Source organism: Demequina lignilytica (genome assembly GCF_030418305.1).
Classification (GTDB): domain Bacteria; phylum Actinomycetota; class Actinomycetes; order Actinomycetales; family Demequinaceae; genus Demequina; species Demequina lignilytica.
The window spans coordinates 72,632-89,684 of record NZ_JAUHPX010000010.1 but is presented as its reverse complement, the minus strand read 5'-3'; the positions used below and the strand labels follow the sequence as shown (position 1 = coordinate 89,684).

Sequence of the window (17,053 nt, the reverse complement as noted above, 5' to 3'; positions counted from 1 at the left end):
GGGCTAGCCGACAAGTCGTCGTCGTGCTTCGTCGAGCCGGGCGAGGACGGTGCCGTCCACGACCTCGGACCCGACCTGGACTCGGATGCCGCCCAGGACCTCGGGGTCCACGGCGACGTTGATCGTGACCTCGCGGCCGTACGCCTCGCTCAGGATCGACGCGAGCCGGGCGCGCTGCTTGGCGCTGAGCTCGACCGCGGCGTCCACCTTGGCGACCAGGCGCTCCCGGTGCGTGGCCGCCGACTCGAGGAGGCCGTCGATGGCCACCAGGAGGCGGTTGCCGCGCGGCGTTCCCACGACCCGGCGCAGCAGCGCCTCCGTGGTCGGCAGGAGCTTGCCGCCGAGCACGCCGGAGAGGAGCGCCAGGCGCGTCTCCTTGGTGGCGGACCGGTTGCCCAGCGCCGTGAGGAGCTCACGGTTCGCGACCAGCTCGCGCTGGACGCGGAAGAGCTCCTCCTCGACCTGGTCGAGCGTGCCCTGCTCGAGCGAGTACGCGAAGATCGCGCGCTCGCCCGCATCGTCGATGGCCTCGGCGAGGTCGGCCTCGTCCGACCAGCGCGCCTGCACGAACGCCACGAGGACGTCGCGCACCCGCGCATCGAAGGAGGAGAACAGTCGCGCCACCAGCGCGGCCTTGTCCCCTGCCGGACGTGCCGGATCGGTCAGCGCACGGCGGAGCGAGCCCGACGCGTCGAGCGCGTCGACCGCGGTGAACAGCTGGTCGGCGATGACGAGCCCGTCAGCACCGCTCGCGGTCACCACCGGCTCGAACTCGCGCAGCACGGCGTCTCGCGACGCCTGGCTCGTTCCACGCATGGCCTATCCCTTCGCCTTGACCGTCGACTCGAGGTCGTCGAGGAACGAGTCGATCACGCGCTGCTGACGCGCGTCGTCGGCGAGCGACTCGCCCACGATCCGCGACGCCAGCTCCGTGGCGAGCGAGCCCACCTCGGACCGCAACGAGATGACCGCCTGCGTGCGCTCCGCCTCGATCTGGCGCTGGGCCGTCTCGACGATGCGCTCCGCGTCCGTGCCGCCGCGCTTGCGCGCCTCGGACAGGATCTGGGCGGCCTCGACGCGCGCGTCCTCGCGGATGCGCGCGGCCTCGGCACGGGCGGCGGTGAGCTGGGCGGTGTACTCCTCGAGCGCGGCCGCAGCCTCCGCCTGAGCGATCTCCGCCTTCTCGATGCCGCCCTGGATCAGCTCCGCACGCTCGTCGAGCACCTTCTGCAGCTTGGGCAGCAGGAGCTTCACGAACACCACGACGATGATCGTGAAGATGACGAACGACCACAGCAGGTCGTAGGGCGCGGGCAGGATCACGTTGCCCTCGGCCTCCGTCGCGTGCTCCTCCGCCGCTGCGAGCAGCGTCTGGGCGATCATCACGTGAAGAGGAAGCCGGTGATCAGGCCGAGCAGCGCGAGCACCTCGACGAACGCCACACCGATGAACATGGTGGTGCGGAGCTGGCCCGAGACCTCAGGCTGGCGCGCCATGCCCTCGATGGTCTTGCCGATCAGGATGCCGAGGCCGATGCCCGGGCCCACGGCGGCGAGACCATAGCCGATGGTCGCGACGTTGCCGGAGACCTCCGCGAGAGTGGTGGTGTCCACTGTGTGTTTCCTTCCGTTGGTGCGCCGCCGTGGTGGCGGAGCAAGCTTTCTACCTGGTGGTGGGTGGATCAGTGCTCGTCGGCGAGCGCCATGTTGAGGTACACGGACGAGAGCATGGTGAAGACGTACGCCTGCAGGAGCGCGACGAAGATCTCGAACAGCACGAACGCGAAGCCGGCCGCGAAGGTGACCGCGCCCATCGCCTTCATCGCGCCGGCGGCGGCGAAGAAGAAGTACTGGGTGGCGGCGAAGCAGAGCACCAGCAGCAGGTGGCCGGCGATCATGTTCGCCGCGAGTCGCAGGGCGAGCGTCGCCGGGCGGAGGATGAACACCTGCAGGAACTCGATCGGCGTCAGCAGGATGTAGATCGGCTTCGGCACGCCCGGGGGGAACAGGTTGTTCTTGAGGTACCCGCCGAGGCCGTGCTTCTTGATGCCGTGGCCCAGGTAGAGCACGTACACCCACAGCGCCATGAACAGCGGCAGGCCGATCAGCGACGTTCCCGCGATGTTGAGGAACGGGATCACGCCCGTGATGTTGAAGAACACGATCGCGAAGAAGAGCGTGGTGAGGAACGGCAGGAACTTCTTGCCCTCGTCGCCCATGACCGGGGTCACGATCTGCTTGTCGACGAACTCGAGGCCCATCTCCAGCGCGCCCTGCATCCGGCCGGGGACCACCTTCGCCCGCGAGGCCACGATCCAGAAGATCGCCAGCAGCACGACGGCCGCGATGACGCGCACCAGCATGATGCGGTTGAACTCGAAGAGGGTGCCCTCCCAGAGGATGGCCGGCGGGAAGAACTCCGCGATCGACGGTGCGTGGAAGCCGTCCGAGGTGAAGAGCTGCTGCCAGTAGCTCAGCGACTCGTCAGAGCCCGCGGCCTCCGCATTGACGACCGCTGCCAGTAGGTTGCCCACGAAGTCTCCTGTGCCATGACGCTTGGAGGCCGCGACAGAGTCGAGGCCCCGTTGACTGCCGAAATCCTAACGTATTTCGCGCGGGACTAAGTACCCGGATCGACGTACGGCACCCGTGCATGGCGCAGCGCGTGAATCTCGATCGCGAGGGTCGCTACCAGGCACGTTATTGTGACAACCGCAAATATTGGCCTGTTGAAACCGTCGATTCCCTGGAGTACCAGGAGCGCGACGATGAGGATCAGCATCTTGCCCAGGAAGGCGAAGAGCACGATCCCCGCGAGCGCCTGCGGCGAGCGCGTGTGGCCGACCAGCATCGCGACCTGCGTCGAGATCGCGCCGAGCGCCGCGACGGCCGCGCCGACCACGGCCGCGACCGCTCCCGACACCCCGTCGATCGCGGCGCCGACCGCCGCCCCGACCGCCGCTAGGGCGACCAGCGCGATCGTGCTGTTCCGGATGGCCCGGCGGTACAGCGCGGACTCGGCGCTCATGTCTCCTCCTTGCGCGCGGACGCGACCGCGGCGTCGTCCTCATCCCCCGCATCGTCCGGGCCGGCGTCGACCGCGCGCGTGCGCGCCCGCTGCTCCCGTCCCTCGGGGGTCGCGCGCTGGAGCGCGAACATCAGATGGCCCATCCGCCGCCACTGGCGCGAGAAGACCCGCGCGAGCCGGGGGGACGAGGTGATCGCGGCCGCGACGGCGACCCCGATCAGGGTCAGCAGCAGCGCTCCGCGCAGCCGCAGGAACATCACGGAGACGGTGCCCAGCGACAGCACCGCGGTCCACATCCACAGCACCGCGACGGCCCACCGGTGCGAGTGGCCGTGGCGCAGGAGCCGGTGGTGGAGATGGTGCTTGTCGGGCGAGAACGGAGACTTGCCCTTCGCCGTGCGCCGCACCACCGCCAGCGCCATGTCCACCAGGGGGACGGCGATCACCACCAGCGGCAGAAGGATCGGGATGAACGCGGGGATGCGCTCGCGCTCGGAGATGATCTGCGGGTCGATCTGCCCGGTCACGGTGATCGCGGCTGCGGCGAGCACCAGCCCAAGCACCATCGATCCCGAGTCCCCCATGAAGATGCGCGCCGGGTGGACGTTGTGCGGCAGGAAGCCCAGGCAGGCGCCCACGAGCACGGCCACCACGATGGTCGCCACGGACGAGTAGTCGCCCGGTGACGACGAGCGCGCCAGCAGGTACGAGTAGGTGAAGAACGCGAGGCCGCCGATCGCGATGGTCCCCGCGGCGAGGCCGTCGAGCCCGTCCACGAAGTTGACGGCGTTCATCGCGACCACCACCACGAGCACGGTGGCGATCAGCGAGACGTAGGAGCTGCCGATGGTGACGCCCGCGATCGGCACCGTCACCAGCTGGACCCCTCCCCACGCGAGCACCAGGCCCGCGAGGATCTGCCCGGCGAGCTTGGCCATCCAGTCCAGGTCGAGGATGTCGTCGAGCATCCCGAGGGCGCAGACGATGCCGGCCGCGCCGAGCACGGCCCACGGGACGCGACTGCTCTCGTAGACGGGGCTGAGGAACGGGATCGCGCTGGCCACGATCCCCGCGACGAGGATGCCCAGGTATATCGCGATGCCCCCGAGCCGCGGGATCGGCGTGGTGTGGACGTCCCGGGCACGCACCGCGGTGATCGCGCCGACGCGGAAGGCGAGGTGCCGCATCGCGGGGGTGGACACGTAGGTGACCAGGGCCGCGATGGCCATCAGGGTCAGGTAGACCTTCACCCGTCGTCACCGGGGGTCAGCGCCTCGGCCCCCACCAGCTCCTCGATACGCTCGCGGGTGACGCCTCCGTCCCGGACGATGCGGAGGGTCTCCCCGGTGGCGTCGACGATGGTCGAGGCGACGCCCAGCGGGCTGTCGCCCGCGTCGAGGTAGACGGCGACCGCCTCGCCGAGCTGTGTCTCGGCGTCCGCGGCGGTGGTCGCGGCGGGCTCGCCCGTGCGGTTCGCGCTGGTGACGGCGAGCGGCCCGGTGCGGGACAGCAGGGCGCGGGCGGCAGGGTGGTCGGGGACCCGGAGCGCCACGGTGCCGCCCGTGTCTCCGAGGTCCCAGGCCAGGGACGGCTGGGCGTGCACGATCACCGTGAGCGCGCCCGGCCAGCAGGCCTCCATCAGCGTCCGCGCCGACTGCGGCACGTCGCGGGCGAGCCCGTCGACGGTGCGGACGTCGGGGATGAGCACGGGAGGCGGCATCTGGCGGCCGCGGCCCTTCGCCGCCAGCACGGCCGCGACGGCGTCCGGCTGGAAGGCGTCGGCGCCGACGCCGTAGACCGTGTCGGTCGGCAGGACGATGACGGCGCCCCGGGCGACCGCGTCGACCGCGGCGTCGAGCGACGGCCCCCACGCCGAGGGGTCATGGCACGGCAGGATCACGCTGCAAGTCTCTCAGACGCCCACGCGCGTCGCGACGAGCATGCGGTCGCGTCCCGTCAGATCGGTCAGCGTGTGCGCGTCGCCCCACCACTCGGACGACTCGGCGTACTCGCGCAGCGCCGCGCCCTGGTCGTCCCCGTGCTCCATCACGACCACGCCGCCGACGCGCAGCAGCCGCTGCGCCTCGTCGAGGATCGCGCGGGGCACGTCCAGGCCGTCGTCGCCCAGGCCGTACAGCGCCTGCGGCGGGTCGTGCAGCGCGACCTCGGGGTCGCGCGGCACGGCGCTGATCGGCACGTACGGCGGGTTGGTGACGACCACGTCGGCGCACGCGTCGAACTGGCGGAGGCAGTTGCGGGCGTCCGCGTAGACCGCGCGCAGGCGGCGCCTCACCTCGGGCGGCTGGAAGCGCGCGTTGAGCCGCAGGTAGACGAGCGCCTCCTCCGACGCCTCGACCATGGAGACCTCGGCGTACGGCACCTCGGTGGCGACCGCGATGCCGATCGCGCCCGAGCCCGCGCACAGGTCCGTCACGCGCACCTCGCCGCGCATCTCGAGCGCCTCGCGTGCGTACGCCATCGCGACGCCGGCGACCACCTCGGTCTCGGGGCGCGGGATGAACACCCCGGGCCCCACCTGCAGCTCGATGGAGCGGAAGTACGCCTTGCCGGTGATGTGCTGGAGCGGCTCGCGGTCGATGCGGCGGGTCACGCGGGCCTCGAGCAGGTCGAGGTCGGCGCCCGGGGGCCACTCGTCGTCGCGCGCCGCAGCCGTGCGGATGTAGCTGGGCTCGAGGCCGAGCGTGTGCGCGATGAGCACGATCGCGTCGTGTCGCGCGGACGCGACGCCGGCCTCGGAGAGGCGGCGGGTGGTCTCACGCAGACGCGTGCCGACGGTGGGCATGGAGGGGAGCCTAGGGCCTAGCGGTCGCCGGCGGCGAGCCGGGCCGCCTCGTCGGCGTCGATCGCCGACTGGATCACCGGCTCGAGCGAGCCGGCGAGGACCTGATCCAGGTTGTACGCCTTGTACCCGGTGCGGTGGTCCGCGATCCGGTTCTCCGGGAAGTTGTAGGTGCGGATGCGCTCCGAGCGGTCGACGGTGCGCACCTGCGAGCGGCGCATGTCGGACGCCTCGGCCTCCGCGGCCTCCTTCTGCGCGGCGAGGAGCCGGGCGCGCAGGATGCGCAGCGCCGACTCCTTGTTCTGCAGCTGGCTCTTCTCGTTCTGGCAGCTCACGACGATGCCCGTGGGCAGGTGGGTGAGCCGCACCGCCGAGTCGGTCGTGTTGACCGACTGGCCGCCGGGGCCGGACGAGCGGTACACGTCGACGCGCACCTCGTTCATGTCGATCTCCACCTCGGAGACCTCCTCGACCTCCGGGTAGACCAGCACGCCGGCTGCGGAGGTGTGGATGCGGCCCTGCGACTCGGTGGCGGGCACGCGCTGCACGCGGTGCACGCCGCCCTCGTACTTGAGATGGGCCCACACGCCGTCCTCGGGCGCCACGTTGCCGGGCGCCTTGACCGCGACCGAGACGTCCTTGTACCCGCCCATGTCGGTGTGGGTCGCCTCGAGCACGTCGGTCTTCCAGCCGCGGGACTCGGCGTACTTGAGGTACATCTTCAGCAGGTCGCCGGCGAACAGCGCGGACTCCTCGCCGCCCTCGCCGGACTTGATCTCGACGATCACGTCGCGGGCGTCGTCGGGGTCGCGCGGGATCAGGATCCGGCGCAGGGTCTCCGTCGCCTCGTCCGCCGCCTGCTCGAGGGCGGGCACCTCGGCGGCGAACTCGGGATCGAGCTCCGCCATCTCACGGGCGGCCTCGAGGTCATCGTGGGCTGTCTGCCATGCACGATGCGCAGCGACGACGCGGCCGAGCTCCGCGAAGCGACGCCCCAGCGAGCGCGCCCGTGCCCCGTCCGCGTGAACCGCGGGGTCGGAGAGCTGACGCTCGATGTCGGCGTACTCGTCCAGCATCGGCTGGACGGCTGCGAAGGCTTCGGCCACGTCGTCGCGCGGGTGACGCTGGTTACTTCTTGTTGCCGTAGCGGCGCTCGAAGCGCGCCACGCGACCACCGGTGTCCATGATCTTCTGCTTGCCGGTGTAGAACGGGTGGCAGGCCGAGCAGACCTCGACGCTGATCGCGCCGGCCGTCACGGTGGACTTGGTGGTGAACTCGTTGCCGCAGGTGCACGTGACAGTGGTGGCCACGTACTCGGGGTGGATGTCCTTCTTCATGATCTCCCTTAGAGGTGCCGCCGGGTCCTAGGCGTACTTCGCGTCGGTGAACCGGCTGGCCAACGTTCGATTATGCCAGACGTGTCAAGGGGCGGGAACCGCCGCATCGTCGCGACCGCGCCCCGCCGCCTGCACGTGAAATGGCGGATCGGTGCACGGAACCGCTCGGTTCCGTGCACCGATCCGCCATCACGGGCGCGCGACCGCGACCCTCGCGGGCCGCAGCCGGAGGCGCAGGTGCTGCTACTTCTCCTCGTCCGAGCCCGGCGTGGTCTTCGCGACCTGCATCAGGAACTCGGCGTTGGACTTGTTCTCCTTGAGCCGGCCCAGGAGCAGCTCGATCGCCTGCTGCTGCTCGAGAGCGGTCAGCACGCGGCGCAGCTTCCAGTGGATCTTGAGCTCGTCGGGGCCCATGAGGATCTCCTCGCGGCGCGTGCCCGACGCGTTGACGTCGACGGCGGGGAAGATCCGGCGGTCGGCGAGCGTGCGCGAGAGCTTGAGCTCCATGTTGCCGGTGCCCTTGAACTCCTCGAAGATCACCTCGTCGGCCTTCGAACCGGTCTCGACCAGCGCGGTCGCGAGGATCGTGAGCGAGCCGCCGTCCTCGATGTTGCGCGCGGCGCCGAAGAAGCGCTTGGGCGGGTACAGCGCCGACGAGTCGACGCCACCCGACAGGATGCGGCCCGAGGCCGGGGCGGCGATGTTGTAGGCGCGGCCCAGGCGGGTGATCGAGTCGAGCAGCACGACCACGTCGTGGCCCATCTCGACCAGGCGCTTGGCGCGCTCGATCGCGAGCTCGGCGACCGTGGTGTGGTCGTCGGCGGGGCGGTCGAAGGTCGAGGCGATGACCTCGCCCTTCACCGTGCGCTGCATGTCCGTGACCTCCTCGGGGCGCTCGTCGACGAGCACGACCATGAGGTGGACCTCGGGGTTGTTCGTGGTGATCGCGTTCGCGATCGACTGCAGCACGAGCGTCTTGCCGGCCTTCGGCGGGGAGACGATCAGGCCGCGCTGACCCTTGCCGATGGGCGCGACGAGGTCGATCACCCGGTTGGTCATGTTGCGCGGGTCGGTCTCGAGGTGCAGGCGCTGCTGCGGGTACAGCGGCGTCAGGTCGCCGAACGCCGGGCGGTGGCGCGCGTCGTCCGGCGTCTGGCCGTTCACCGTGTCCACGCCCGCGAGGGCGGAGAACTTCTGGCGCTGGCCGCGCTCGCCCGGACGGGGCGGGCGCACGGTGCCGGTGATCGCGTCGCCCTTGCGCAGGCCGTACTTCTTGATCTGGTTCATCGAGACGTACACGTCGGACTTGCCCGGGAGGTAGCCGGTGGTCCGGATGAACGCGTAGTTGTCGAGGATGTCGACGATCCCGCCGACGGGCGTCACCTCCTCGTCGTCGAAGACGTCGTCCTCGTCGACCTGCTGCTGCGGGGCGGTGCCCTCGGCGCCGTCGCGCTCGCGCCCGCGGTTGCGGCCACGACCGCGTCCGCGGCGGCGGCGGCCGCCGCGCTCGTCGTCGTCCTGGCCCGCCTGGCCGCCCTGCTGCTGACGGCCCTGCTGCTGTCGGCCGTCGCCGGACGCCTGATCGCCGTCGCCCTGCGGCAGCGAGGAGCTGATCGCGTCCTTGGCGCGGCGGGCGCGGGACTCGGCGTCCTCCCCCTCGGAGGACGATGCGGCGGGCTTCCCGGCGGCCTGCGCCAGGTCCGCGGCGAGCTCCTCCTTGGCGCGGCGGTTGCGCTCCGCGGGGTCCTCGTCGGCGGCGGGGGCCGCCTTCTCGGCCGGCGCCTCGGCGGGGCGCTGCGCCCGGCGGGAGCGGGAACGGGTGGCGGGCTTGTCGGCCGCCTGGTCGGCGGGGGCCTCCGTGGCCTTCTCGGCGTCCTTCGCGGCGGGCGCGGCGGGCGCCTTCGCGGGGACGATGCCGCCGTTCTTGATGGCCTCGATCAGGTCCTTCTTGCGCATGCGCGCGGTGCCGGAGACGCCGAGCTCGGCAGCGAGGGCCTGGAGCTGCGGCAGCTTCATCGCGGTGAGGGTGGCGGTCTGGTCGGGCGCCACGGTCGTGTCGGTCACGTACTTTCCTTTCCTCGCACGAGCCCCTGCGGCTCCAGAAATGCGAGATCGGTCCACGCGGGTACGGCTCACGGAAGTCATCATCGGCTAGCCGCCTGAAACGTGGATTGCCTGCTCTCCGTGGCCCGAATGCCAGCCGGAGGAAGCGGGTCCAGGCTAGCACCGCCGCCGGATGACGCACAATCGCGCCTGGTGGCGCGCGTGTCGGCATGCACGTCCCGCTCCTGTTGCCGCCCCCGCCACCGCGCAATAGCCTGCGAGGAGGGGCTCCGTCCGAGAGCCGAGTGCGGGGGTGCGTCATGACGCTGGGACCTGTCGAGATCGTCACCATCGGCTTCGCCCACGGGCGCTTCGACGGGTCGATCATGCCGGAGCTCGAGAGGCTGGTCGCCTCGGGCACCATCTCGATCGTGGACGGCGTCGTGGTACGCAAGGACGCCGAGGACTCGGTCGAGATCCTCGAGCTCGAGGAGGCCACGGACGACCCGGCGATCGCGCAGCTCGGGGCGATCGTGCGCGAGATCGACGGGCTGCTCAACGACGAGGACGTCGAGGCGCTCATCGACGAGCTGCCGGTGGGCGCCGCCGCCGCCGTGCTCTGCTTCGAGCACACGTGGGTGAAGCCGCTGCGGGACGCGATCACCGCCGCGGGCGGCGAGCTGCTCGACAGCGTCCGCGTGCCGGGTCCGGTCGTGCAGGAGGTCCTCGACGCCATCGGCGCCGAGGCCTGAGAGGAAGGGGACGCACATGCCTCGCAGGATGGGACGGCCGGGGCTCCTCGGCACGATGGCTCGCACGGCGGTCATCTCGGGAACGGCGACCGCGGTGTCGGGCAACGTCGCGCGGCGGCAGGCGGCGCGCGCGCAGGCACAGCAGCCCCAGTACGCCGCTCCCGAGCCACAGGTGGTCGCCGCGGCGCCCGCTCCCGCGCAGGTGGCGCCTCCGACGGCCGGCGGGGACGACCTGATGGCGAAGCTCGCGCAGCTCGCCGAGATGAAGAACGCGGGGCTCCTCTCGGACGCGGAGTTCGCGGCCGCCAAGGCCAAGCTCCTGGGCTGACATGACCGCCGCCTCCACGCCCCGCGAGACGCGCTGGGGCGCGAAGCTCAACACCGTCGACTACATGCGCGACGCCGTCTTCTTCGACGGCCCCACCGTGCGCTCCCAGACCACGCGGTTCTGGCTCCTGCTGCTGCTCGCCTCGGCGATCGCGAGCGCGGGCGTGATCGCGAACTCCACGGCGACCGTGATCGGCGCGATGATCGTGGCCCCGCTGATGCGGCCCATCCAGGGGACGATGCTCGCCACGGTGCTCGGCGACCATCGCAACCTGATGAAGTCCGTCGGGATGATGGTCGCCGGGGTCGCCGCCGCGATCGGCGTCGGGTTCGTGATGGGGCTGCTGATGGTGCAGCCGATCGTCGCCGAGACCAACGCCCAGGTGGCCGGCCGCGTCTCCCCCGGCCTGATCGACCTGGTCGCCGCTCTCGCGACCGGCCTGGTCGGCTCCGTCGCGCTGCTGCGCTCCGACATCTCCGACACGCTCCCCGGCGTCGCCATCGCGATCTCGCTGGTGCCGCCGCTCTGCGTGGTGGGCCTCACGCTCGAGTCGGGCGCCTACGCGCAGTCGGTGGGCGCGCTGCTGCTGTTCGTGACCAACGTCGCGGCGATCCTCGCCACCGGATCCGTGACGATGGCGGTGTACGGGTTCGCCAAGGTGCGCATCGAGATGGCCGAGGACAAGGAGGCGGAGCGTCGCCGCCGCGCCCGCGCCTACCTCACCACCATGGTGATGCTGCTGATCGTCGCCGTGCCCCTGACGTACTCGTCCCTGAAGGCGCTCGAGGACACCTCCCGCATCGGTCGCATCACGACCTACATCGAGGACATCACCGAGGGGACGCGGTGGGAGATCGTCTCCGTCGCGTTGCGCGAGAACGACCGGCTCCATGTGATCGTCAAGGGCCAGCCACCTCTGCCGGACATGGCGCCGGTGTACGCGGACATGGAGGCCAACGGCCTCGACACCTCGCTGATCACGATCGAGCTGGTGCCCACCTACACGTACGACGCCGACCACCTGGAGGCCCCGGAGACCGTGGGGTGACGGCTCAGAGCGGGTCGATCACCGCGTCCCGCGAGGGGACGCCGTAGGACCGGCCCGCCACCTCGACCTCGACCGGCACCGCGGAATGGTTGAGCACGAACCGGTGCCCGCCCCGCTCCACCGCCTCGACGCCCGCGGGCAGCGAGGACCACGCGACCCCCGCATCGTCCAGCACGCGCTCGACGAGCTCCCCGAGGGCCCCCGGCGCCGTCGCGACGTACCAGCCCGCGCCGTCGCCGTCGGCGCGGCGCGTGATCGCGGGCAGCCCGTCGAGGTCCCCGCCCGAGAAGGTGGCCAGCACCTCGGCGTCGCGTACGCGCACGTGCTCGCCCCACTCGGAGACCGGCCCCGCGGCCACACCGGCGAGCGCGCCGGAGCGCAGCGGCCACAGCTCCTCGATCCAGACCCCGAGAGTCTGCTGGAGGTCGCCCAGGTAGCCGCCGAGCCGCGCGTGCGCGTGCTCGTCGAGCACCGCCGTCTGGTAGCCGACCACCAGCTGCCCGCCGCGGGCGGGCACGGCGGCGAGGGCCGCCACCGCATCGTCCGACAGCGCGAGCGCGCCGGCGACCACGACCACGTCGTAGCCGTCGAGGTCGCCCGCGGCCGGCACCATGTCCACCAGGACGCCCCGCCGGTGGAGCGCGCGGTACCAGCGCAGCAGCTGCTCGACGTAGGAGATCCGCGCGGGCATCGAGTCCTGCTCGAGGGCCCACCAGCTGGGCCAGTCCACCACCATCGCGACGCGTGCCTCGCTGCGGGTGCCGCGCAGGTGCGACAGCGACGCGAGCTCCGCCCCGAGCGCCTCGGTCTCCCGATAGACCCTGGAGTCCTCGCCCGCGTGGGGCACCATCGCGGAGTGGAACTTCTCGGAGCCCGCCTTCGACTGCCGCCACTGGAACTGCATGATGCCGTCGGCGCCGCGCGCCACCGACTGGAGCGACAGCAGGCGGTGCATCCCCGCCGGCTTGGGCGCGTTGAAGTCCCGCCAGTTGACCGCGCTGGTCGCCTGCTCCATGAGGATCCACGGGCGACCGCCTCCCAGCCCCCGCATGAGGTCGCGGGTCATCGCCGCGAGCACGTACGCCTCCGGGTCCTCGGGGTCCGGGTAGTGGTCGTCGGTCACGAAGTCCAGATCGCCGGCCCACGTCCAGTAGTCGAGGCCCTTGAAGAAGCCCATGAAGTTCGTGGTGACCGGGATCTCGGGCGTGACCTCGCGGAGCACGGCGATCTCGGCCCGCATGCACGCGCGGAGCTCGTCCGAGCTGTAGCGGTCGAAGTCGAGCGTCTGCGTGGGGTTGGTGCCCGCGGGCGTCACCCGCGGCGGGTCGACCTGGTCGAACGAGGTGTACAGCTGTGACCAGAACGCCGTCCCCCAGGCCGCGTTGAGCGCGTCGATGGTGCCGTAGCGCTCGGCGAGCCAGGCGCGGAAGCCCGCCGCCGCATCGTCCGAGTAGTCGCGGCTGACGTGGCAGCCGTACTCGTTGTTCACGTGCCACGCCTCGAGCGCGGGGTGGTCGCCGTAGCGCTCGGCGAGCACCCGCACCAGCCGCGTCGCGTGCTCCCGGTACGCCGCCGACGCGGGCCGGTAGTGCTGCCGGCCGCCGTGGCTCAGCACCGTGCCGTCCTGCGTGACGGGCAGGATCTCCGGGTGCTTGTCGATCAGCCACTTGGGCGGCGACGCGGTCGCGGTGGCGAGGTCCGCGCGCACCCCGGTGGCGTGGAGCAGGTCCATCAGGTCGTCGAGCCACGCGAGGTCGTACTCGCCGTCACGCGGCTCGAGGCGCGCCCACGAGAACACGCCGATGGTCGCGACGGTCACGCCGGCGCGGCTCATCAGCCGCATGTCGTCGTCCCAGACCTCGCGCGGCCACTGCTCGGGGTTGTAGTCGCCGCCGTACCAGAGGCGGTTCATTCCTGACGGGGTGGGGATGGCGGAGGAGGTCACCCCCGCATCGTAGGCGCGCGCCGGGACGATGCGGGGGTGCCGTGGTCCCGGTGGCTCAGCCCCGCTCGACGTCGGGGTCGTCGAGGTCCTCGCCCGCGTGCCGCGGGGAGTCCGAGTGGGGCACCACGCCCGGCGCGTCGAAGACGGTGGCGATCTCGCCGGTGGCCGGGTCGACCGGGTCGAGCGGCGGCTCGACCTCGTCGATCGGCGCCGCGAACTGCGCCTCGTAGAGCCGCGCGTAGGCGCCCTTAGCCCGGAGCAGCTGGGCATGGTTCCCCTGCTCCACGATCCCGCCGTTCTCCATCACCAGGATCAGGTCCGCGTCGCGGATGGTCGAGAGGCGGTGCGCGATCACGAACGCGGTCCGGTCCTTGCGCAGCTCGGCCATGGCGCGCTGCACCAGCAGCTCGGTGCGGGTGTCGACGGAGCTGGTCGCCTCGTCGAGGATCAGCACCTGCGGCTGCGCCACGAACGCGCGGGCGATCGTGATCAGCTGGCGCTCGCCCGCGGAGATGTTGGTCGCGTCGTCGTCGAGCGCGGTGTCGTACCCGTCCGGCAGCGAGTGCACGAACCGGTCGACATATGCCGCCTTCGCCGCCGCCAGGATCTCCTCCTCCGTGGCCCCGGTGCGGCCGTACGCGATGTTGTCGCGGATGGTGCCGCCGAACAGCCAGGTGTCCTGGAGCACCATGCCCGTGCGGGCGCGCAGGTCCTCGCGGGTCATCTGGGCGATGTCGGTGCCGTCCAGCGTGATGCGCCCGGCGTTGAGCTCGTAGAAGCGCATGATCAGGTTGACCAGCGTGGTCTTGCCCGCGCCCGTGGGCCCCACGATCGCCACCGTGCGGCCGGGCTCGACGGTGAGGTCGAGGCCGTCGATGAGCGGCTTGTCCTCGACGTAGCGGAAGGCCACGTCCTCGAACACGAGCCTGCCGTGGTCGTCGTCCGGCGACTGCGCCGGGTCAGGGTCGGGGCCCTGCTCGTCCGCGTCGAGCAGCTCGAACACGCGCTCGGCGGAGGCGACGCCGGACTGCAGCAGGTTCGCCATCGAGCCCAGCTGGCTGATGGGCTGCTGGAACTGGCGCGAGTACTGGATGAACGCCTGCACATCGCCGAGGGTCATGGTGCCGCTCGCGACCCGCAGCCCGCCGATCACGGCGATCGCGACGTAGACCAGGTTCCCGATGAACATGGCGCTCGGCATGATGATGCCCGAGATGAACTGGGCGCCGAAGCTCGCCTCGTAGAGCTCCTCGTTCTTGCGCGCGAACTCGGCACGCGACTCGCGCTGACGGCCGAACACCTTGACCAGCGCGTGACCGGTGTAGCCCTCCTCGATCTGCGAGTTCAGCTCGCCGGTGTGCTTCCACTGGGCGACGAACTTGGGCTGCGAGCGCTTGGCGATCTGGGCGACGACGACCGCGGTGAGCGGGATCGAGACCAGCGCGACCAGCGCGAGCTCCCACGAGATCGAGAACATCATGCCGAGGATGCCGATCACGGTGAGGACCGAGATGAACACCTGGCTCAGCGTCTGCTGGAGGGTCTGGGAGATGTTGTCGATGTCGTTCGTGACGCGGCTGAGCAGGTCGCCGCGCTGGTGACGGTCGAAGTAGCTGAGCGGCAGGCGGTGGATCTTCTGCTCCACGCTCTCGCGCAGCCGGAACACGGTTCGCTGGGTGACCCCGTTGAGGATGAAGCCCTGGAGCAGCCCCAGGATGGCCGAGCCGATGTAGATGATGACGACCCACAGCAGGATGCCGTGGAGCCTGTCGAAGTCGACCCCGCCCGCGAGGAATCCCTCGAAGATCACGGTGGTGGCGTTGCCCAGGATCTTGGGCCCGACCACGGACAGCGCGACGGATCCCGCGCCGACGACGACCACGAGGACCACCAGCGCCAGCTCGGGCCGGAGCAGCCCCGCGAGGCGCTTGCCGGACTCCGCGAAGTTCGAGGCCTTCTCGGAGGGCGCGCCCATGCCGGGACCCATCGGGCCGTGCTGGCGCTCCTGAGGGCGCTTGACGGTCTCGGTGCGCTCGCTCATCCCGCCACCTCCTCGGCTCGCAGCTGGGTACTGACGATCTCCTGGTAGGTCGGGGACGTCTCGAGGAGCTCGGCGTGGGTGCCGCGGTCGACGATCCGGCCGTCCTCCATGACGAGGATCTGGTCCGCGTCGACGATGCTGCTCACGCGTTGGGCGACCACGATCACCGTCGCGTCGGTGACGTCACGGTCGAGGGCCGCCCGCAGGCGGGCGTCGGTCGCCGTGTCGAGCGCGCTGAACGAGTCGTCGAACACGAGGATGTCCGGGCGCCGCACCAGCGCGCGGGCGATGGACAGGCGCTGACGCTGGCCACCGGACACGGTGGTGCCGCCCTGGGCGACGGGCGTGTCCAGCCGCTCGGGCATGGCACGCACGAAGTCCTCGCCCTGCGCGATCGCGAGCGCCTCCCACAGCTCGTCGTCGGTGGCCTCCTCGCGGCCGTAGCGGAGGTTGCTCGCGACGGTGCCCGCGAACAGGTAGGGACGCTGCGGCACCACGCCGATCCGCGTCCACAGGGACTCGAGGTCGGCATCGCGCACGTCGACGCCGCCCACACGGACGGTGCCGCCGGTCGCGTCGTAGAGCCGCGGGATCAGGTTGACGAGCGTGGACTTGCCGGCGCCGGTCGAGCCGATGATCGCGGTGGTGGTGCCGCGCCGCGCCGTGAACGAGATGCCGGCGAGCACCGGCTGCTCGGCGCCCGGGTAGGTGAACGTGACGTCCTCGAAGACCACCTCCCCGGTCGAGGGGACCTCGACCGCCGCATCGTCCACCGTGACCGTGGAGCGCGTGGAGAGCACCTCCCCGATCCGGTCAGCGGAGACGGCGGCGCGGGGCACCAGCACGAAGAGGAAGGTCGCCATCAGCACCGAGAAGAGGATCTGGATGAGGTAGCTGAGGAACGCCGTCAGCGCGCCCACCTGCATCTCGCCTGCGTCGATCCGGTAGCCGCCGAACCAGATCACCGCGGCGGAGCTGATGTTCACCACGAGCAGCACGAGCGGGAACATCGCGGCCATGAGCCGTCCGGCCTTGAGGGCGGACTCCGTCACCAGGTCGTTCGCGTCGCCGAAGCGCTCCTCCTCGACGTGCTCGCGCACGAAGGCGCGCACCACGCGGATGCCGGTCAGCTGCTCGCGCAGCACCCGGTTGATGCCGTCGATCCGCACCTGCATGCGGCGGAAGTGCGGGACCATCCGCCACACGATCAGGGAGACGATCACGAGCAGGAGCGGGATCGCGACCGCCATGATCCAGGAGAGCTCGACGTCCTGCTCGAGCGCCAGGATGATCCCGCCGATCAGCGTGAACGGCGTGGTCATCAGCAGCGTGCAGGTCATGAGCACGAGCATCTGGACCTGCTGGACGTCGTTGCTGGTGCGAGTGATGAGCGAGGGGGCGCCGAAGCGCTGGACCTCGGCCTCGGAGAACGTCCCGACCCGGCCGAAGATGTCCCCGCGCAGGTCACGGCCGACGCGCATCGCGATCTTCGCGCCGAAGTACACCGCGGTGATGGTGCACGCGATGCCCACGAAGGACAGCAGCAGCATCCAGCCGCCCATCCGCCAGATGTAGCCCGTGTCGCCCACGGCGACGCCCTTGTCGATGATGTCGGCGTTGAGGGTCGGCAGGTACAGGTTGACCATCGCCTGCGCGAACTGGAAGACGATCACGCCGACCAGCAGGCGCCAGTACGGCTTGACGGAGCTCACGAGGAGCGGCCAGAGCATG

General features: G+C 71.0%; 17 protein-coding genes. 3 read left to right on the top strand and 14 right to left on the bottom strand.

Features of this window, described 5'->3' with window-relative positions:
- Window positions 1-3 precede the first annotated feature (3 nt).
- The 11 genes from QQX10_RS13420 to rho form a co-directional block, all read right to left on the bottom strand.
- A complete protein-coding gene (locus QQX10_RS13420) occupies window positions 4-816 on the bottom strand; it encodes a F0F1 ATP synthase subunit delta (protein WP_301121736.1) in 813 nt (270 codons plus the stop codon).
- A 3-nt stretch (window positions 817-819) separates the two neighbouring features.
- Complete coding sequence (locus tag QQX10_RS13415; RefSeq protein ID WP_301121738.1) at window positions 820-1,383, bottom strand: F0F1 ATP synthase subunit B; 564 nt, start codon at window positions 1,381-1,383, stop codon at window positions 820-822.
- Window positions 1,383-1,613: an ATP synthase F0 subunit C gene (locus QQX10_RS13410; RefSeq protein WP_062312262.1), complete on the bottom strand. Its 231-nt coding sequence runs from the start codon at window positions 1,611-1,613 to the stop codon at window positions 1,383-1,385. Before QQX10_RS13410 ends, QQX10_RS13415 begins: the two co-directional genes overlap by 1 nt.
- A 68-nt stretch (window positions 1,614-1,681) precedes the next feature.
- Complete coding sequence (atpB, locus tag QQX10_RS13405) at window positions 1,682-2,533, bottom strand: F0F1 ATP synthase subunit A (RefSeq protein WP_436968558.1); 852 nt, start codon at window positions 2,531-2,533, stop codon at window positions 1,682-1,684.
- An 86-nt stretch (window positions 2,534-2,619) separates the two neighbouring features.
- Window positions 2,620-3,027 carry a Cg1360 family ATP-synthase-associated protein gene (locus QQX10_RS13400; RefSeq protein ID WP_301121741.1) on the bottom strand — a complete coding sequence of 136 codons (408 nt, stop codon included), beginning with the start codon at window positions 3,025-3,027 and terminating at the stop codon, window positions 2,620-2,622.
- On the bottom strand, window positions 3,024-4,277 hold the full coding sequence (locus tag QQX10_RS13395; protein WP_301121743.1) for an MraY family glycosyltransferase: 1,254 nt from the start codon (window positions 4,275-4,277) through the stop codon (window positions 3,024-3,026). Before QQX10_RS13395 ends, QQX10_RS13400 begins: the two co-directional genes overlap by 4 nt.
- Window positions 4,274-4,927, bottom strand: a complete 654-nt coding sequence (locus QQX10_RS13390; protein ID WP_301121745.1) for an L-threonylcarbamoyladenylate synthase — start codon at window positions 4,925-4,927, stop codon at window positions 4,274-4,276. Before QQX10_RS13390 ends, QQX10_RS13395 begins: the two co-directional genes overlap by 4 nt.
- A 12-nt stretch (window positions 4,928-4,939) precedes the next feature.
- On the bottom strand, window positions 4,940-5,830 hold the full coding sequence (gene prmC, locus QQX10_RS13385) for a peptide chain release factor N(5)-glutamine methyltransferase (RefSeq protein ID WP_301121748.1): 891 nt from the start codon (window positions 5,828-5,830) through the stop codon (window positions 4,940-4,942).
- 17 nt (window positions 5,831-5,847) lie between these two features.
- Window positions 5,848-6,933 (bottom strand): peptide chain release factor 1, encoded by a 1,086-nt coding sequence (gene prfA / locus QQX10_RS13380; protein ID WP_301121750.1) that lies wholly within the window; start codon window positions 6,931-6,933, stop codon window positions 5,848-5,850.
- A gap of 22 nt (window positions 6,934-6,955) precedes the next feature.
- On the bottom strand, window positions 6,956-7,165 hold the full coding sequence (gene rpmE, locus QQX10_RS13375) for a 50S ribosomal protein L31 (protein ID WP_301121752.1): 210 nt from the start codon (window positions 7,163-7,165) through the stop codon (window positions 6,956-6,958).
- Window positions 7,166-7,408: 243 nt separating this feature from the next.
- Window positions 7,409-9,310, bottom strand: coding sequence for a transcription termination factor Rho (rho, locus tag QQX10_RS13370; RefSeq protein ID WP_301121850.1), 1,902 nt, complete (start codon window positions 9,308-9,310; stop codon window positions 7,409-7,411).
- A gap of 218 nt (window positions 9,311-9,528) precedes the next feature.
- On the opposite strand from rho, the gene QQX10_RS13365 reads away from it, so the two are divergent.
- The 3 genes from QQX10_RS13365 to QQX10_RS13355 are packed head-to-tail and all read left to right on the top strand — an operon-like array spanning window position 9,529 to window position 11,336.
- Window positions 9,529-9,960 (top strand): DUF6325 family protein, encoded by a 432-nt coding sequence (locus tag QQX10_RS13365; protein WP_301121754.1) that lies wholly within the window; start codon window positions 9,529-9,531, stop codon window positions 9,958-9,960.
- 16 nt (window positions 9,961-9,976) lie between these two features.
- Window positions 9,977-10,288 (top strand): SHOCT domain-containing protein, encoded by a 312-nt coding sequence (locus QQX10_RS13360; protein WP_301121756.1) that lies wholly within the window; start codon window positions 9,977-9,979, stop codon window positions 10,286-10,288.
- Window position 10,289: 1 nt separating this feature from the next.
- Window positions 10,290-11,336 carry a TIGR00341 family protein gene (locus tag QQX10_RS13355; protein ID WP_301121758.1) on the top strand — a complete coding sequence of 349 codons (1,047 nt, stop codon included), beginning with the start codon at window positions 10,290-10,292 and terminating at the stop codon, window positions 11,334-11,336.
- A 4-nt stretch (window positions 11,337-11,340) separates the two neighbouring features.
- On the opposite strand, the gene QQX10_RS13350 is transcribed toward QQX10_RS13355, so the two are convergent.
- Genes QQX10_RS13350 through QQX10_RS13340 form a run of 3 tightly spaced genes read right to left on the bottom strand, consistent with a single transcriptional unit; the run spans window position 11,341 to window position 17,052 of the window.
- A complete protein-coding gene (locus tag QQX10_RS13350; RefSeq protein WP_301121760.1) occupies window positions 11,341-13,281 on the bottom strand; it encodes a beta-galactosidase in 1,941 nt (646 codons plus the stop codon).
- Between the two features lie 55 nt (window positions 13,282-13,336).
- The gene (locus tag QQX10_RS13345; protein WP_301121761.1) at window positions 13,337-15,322 is read right to left on the bottom strand and encodes an ABC transporter ATP-binding protein; all 1,986 of its coding nucleotides are present in this window, start codon (window positions 15,320-15,322) and stop codon (window positions 13,337-13,339) included.
- Window positions 15,319-17,052: an ABC transporter ATP-binding protein gene (locus QQX10_RS13340; RefSeq protein ID WP_301121762.1), complete on the bottom strand. Its 1,734-nt coding sequence runs from the start codon at window positions 17,050-17,052 to the stop codon at window positions 15,319-15,321. The genes QQX10_RS13345 and QQX10_RS13340 overlap by 4 nt, the downstream gene beginning before the upstream one ends.
- Window position 17,053: the final 1 nt, after the last annotated feature.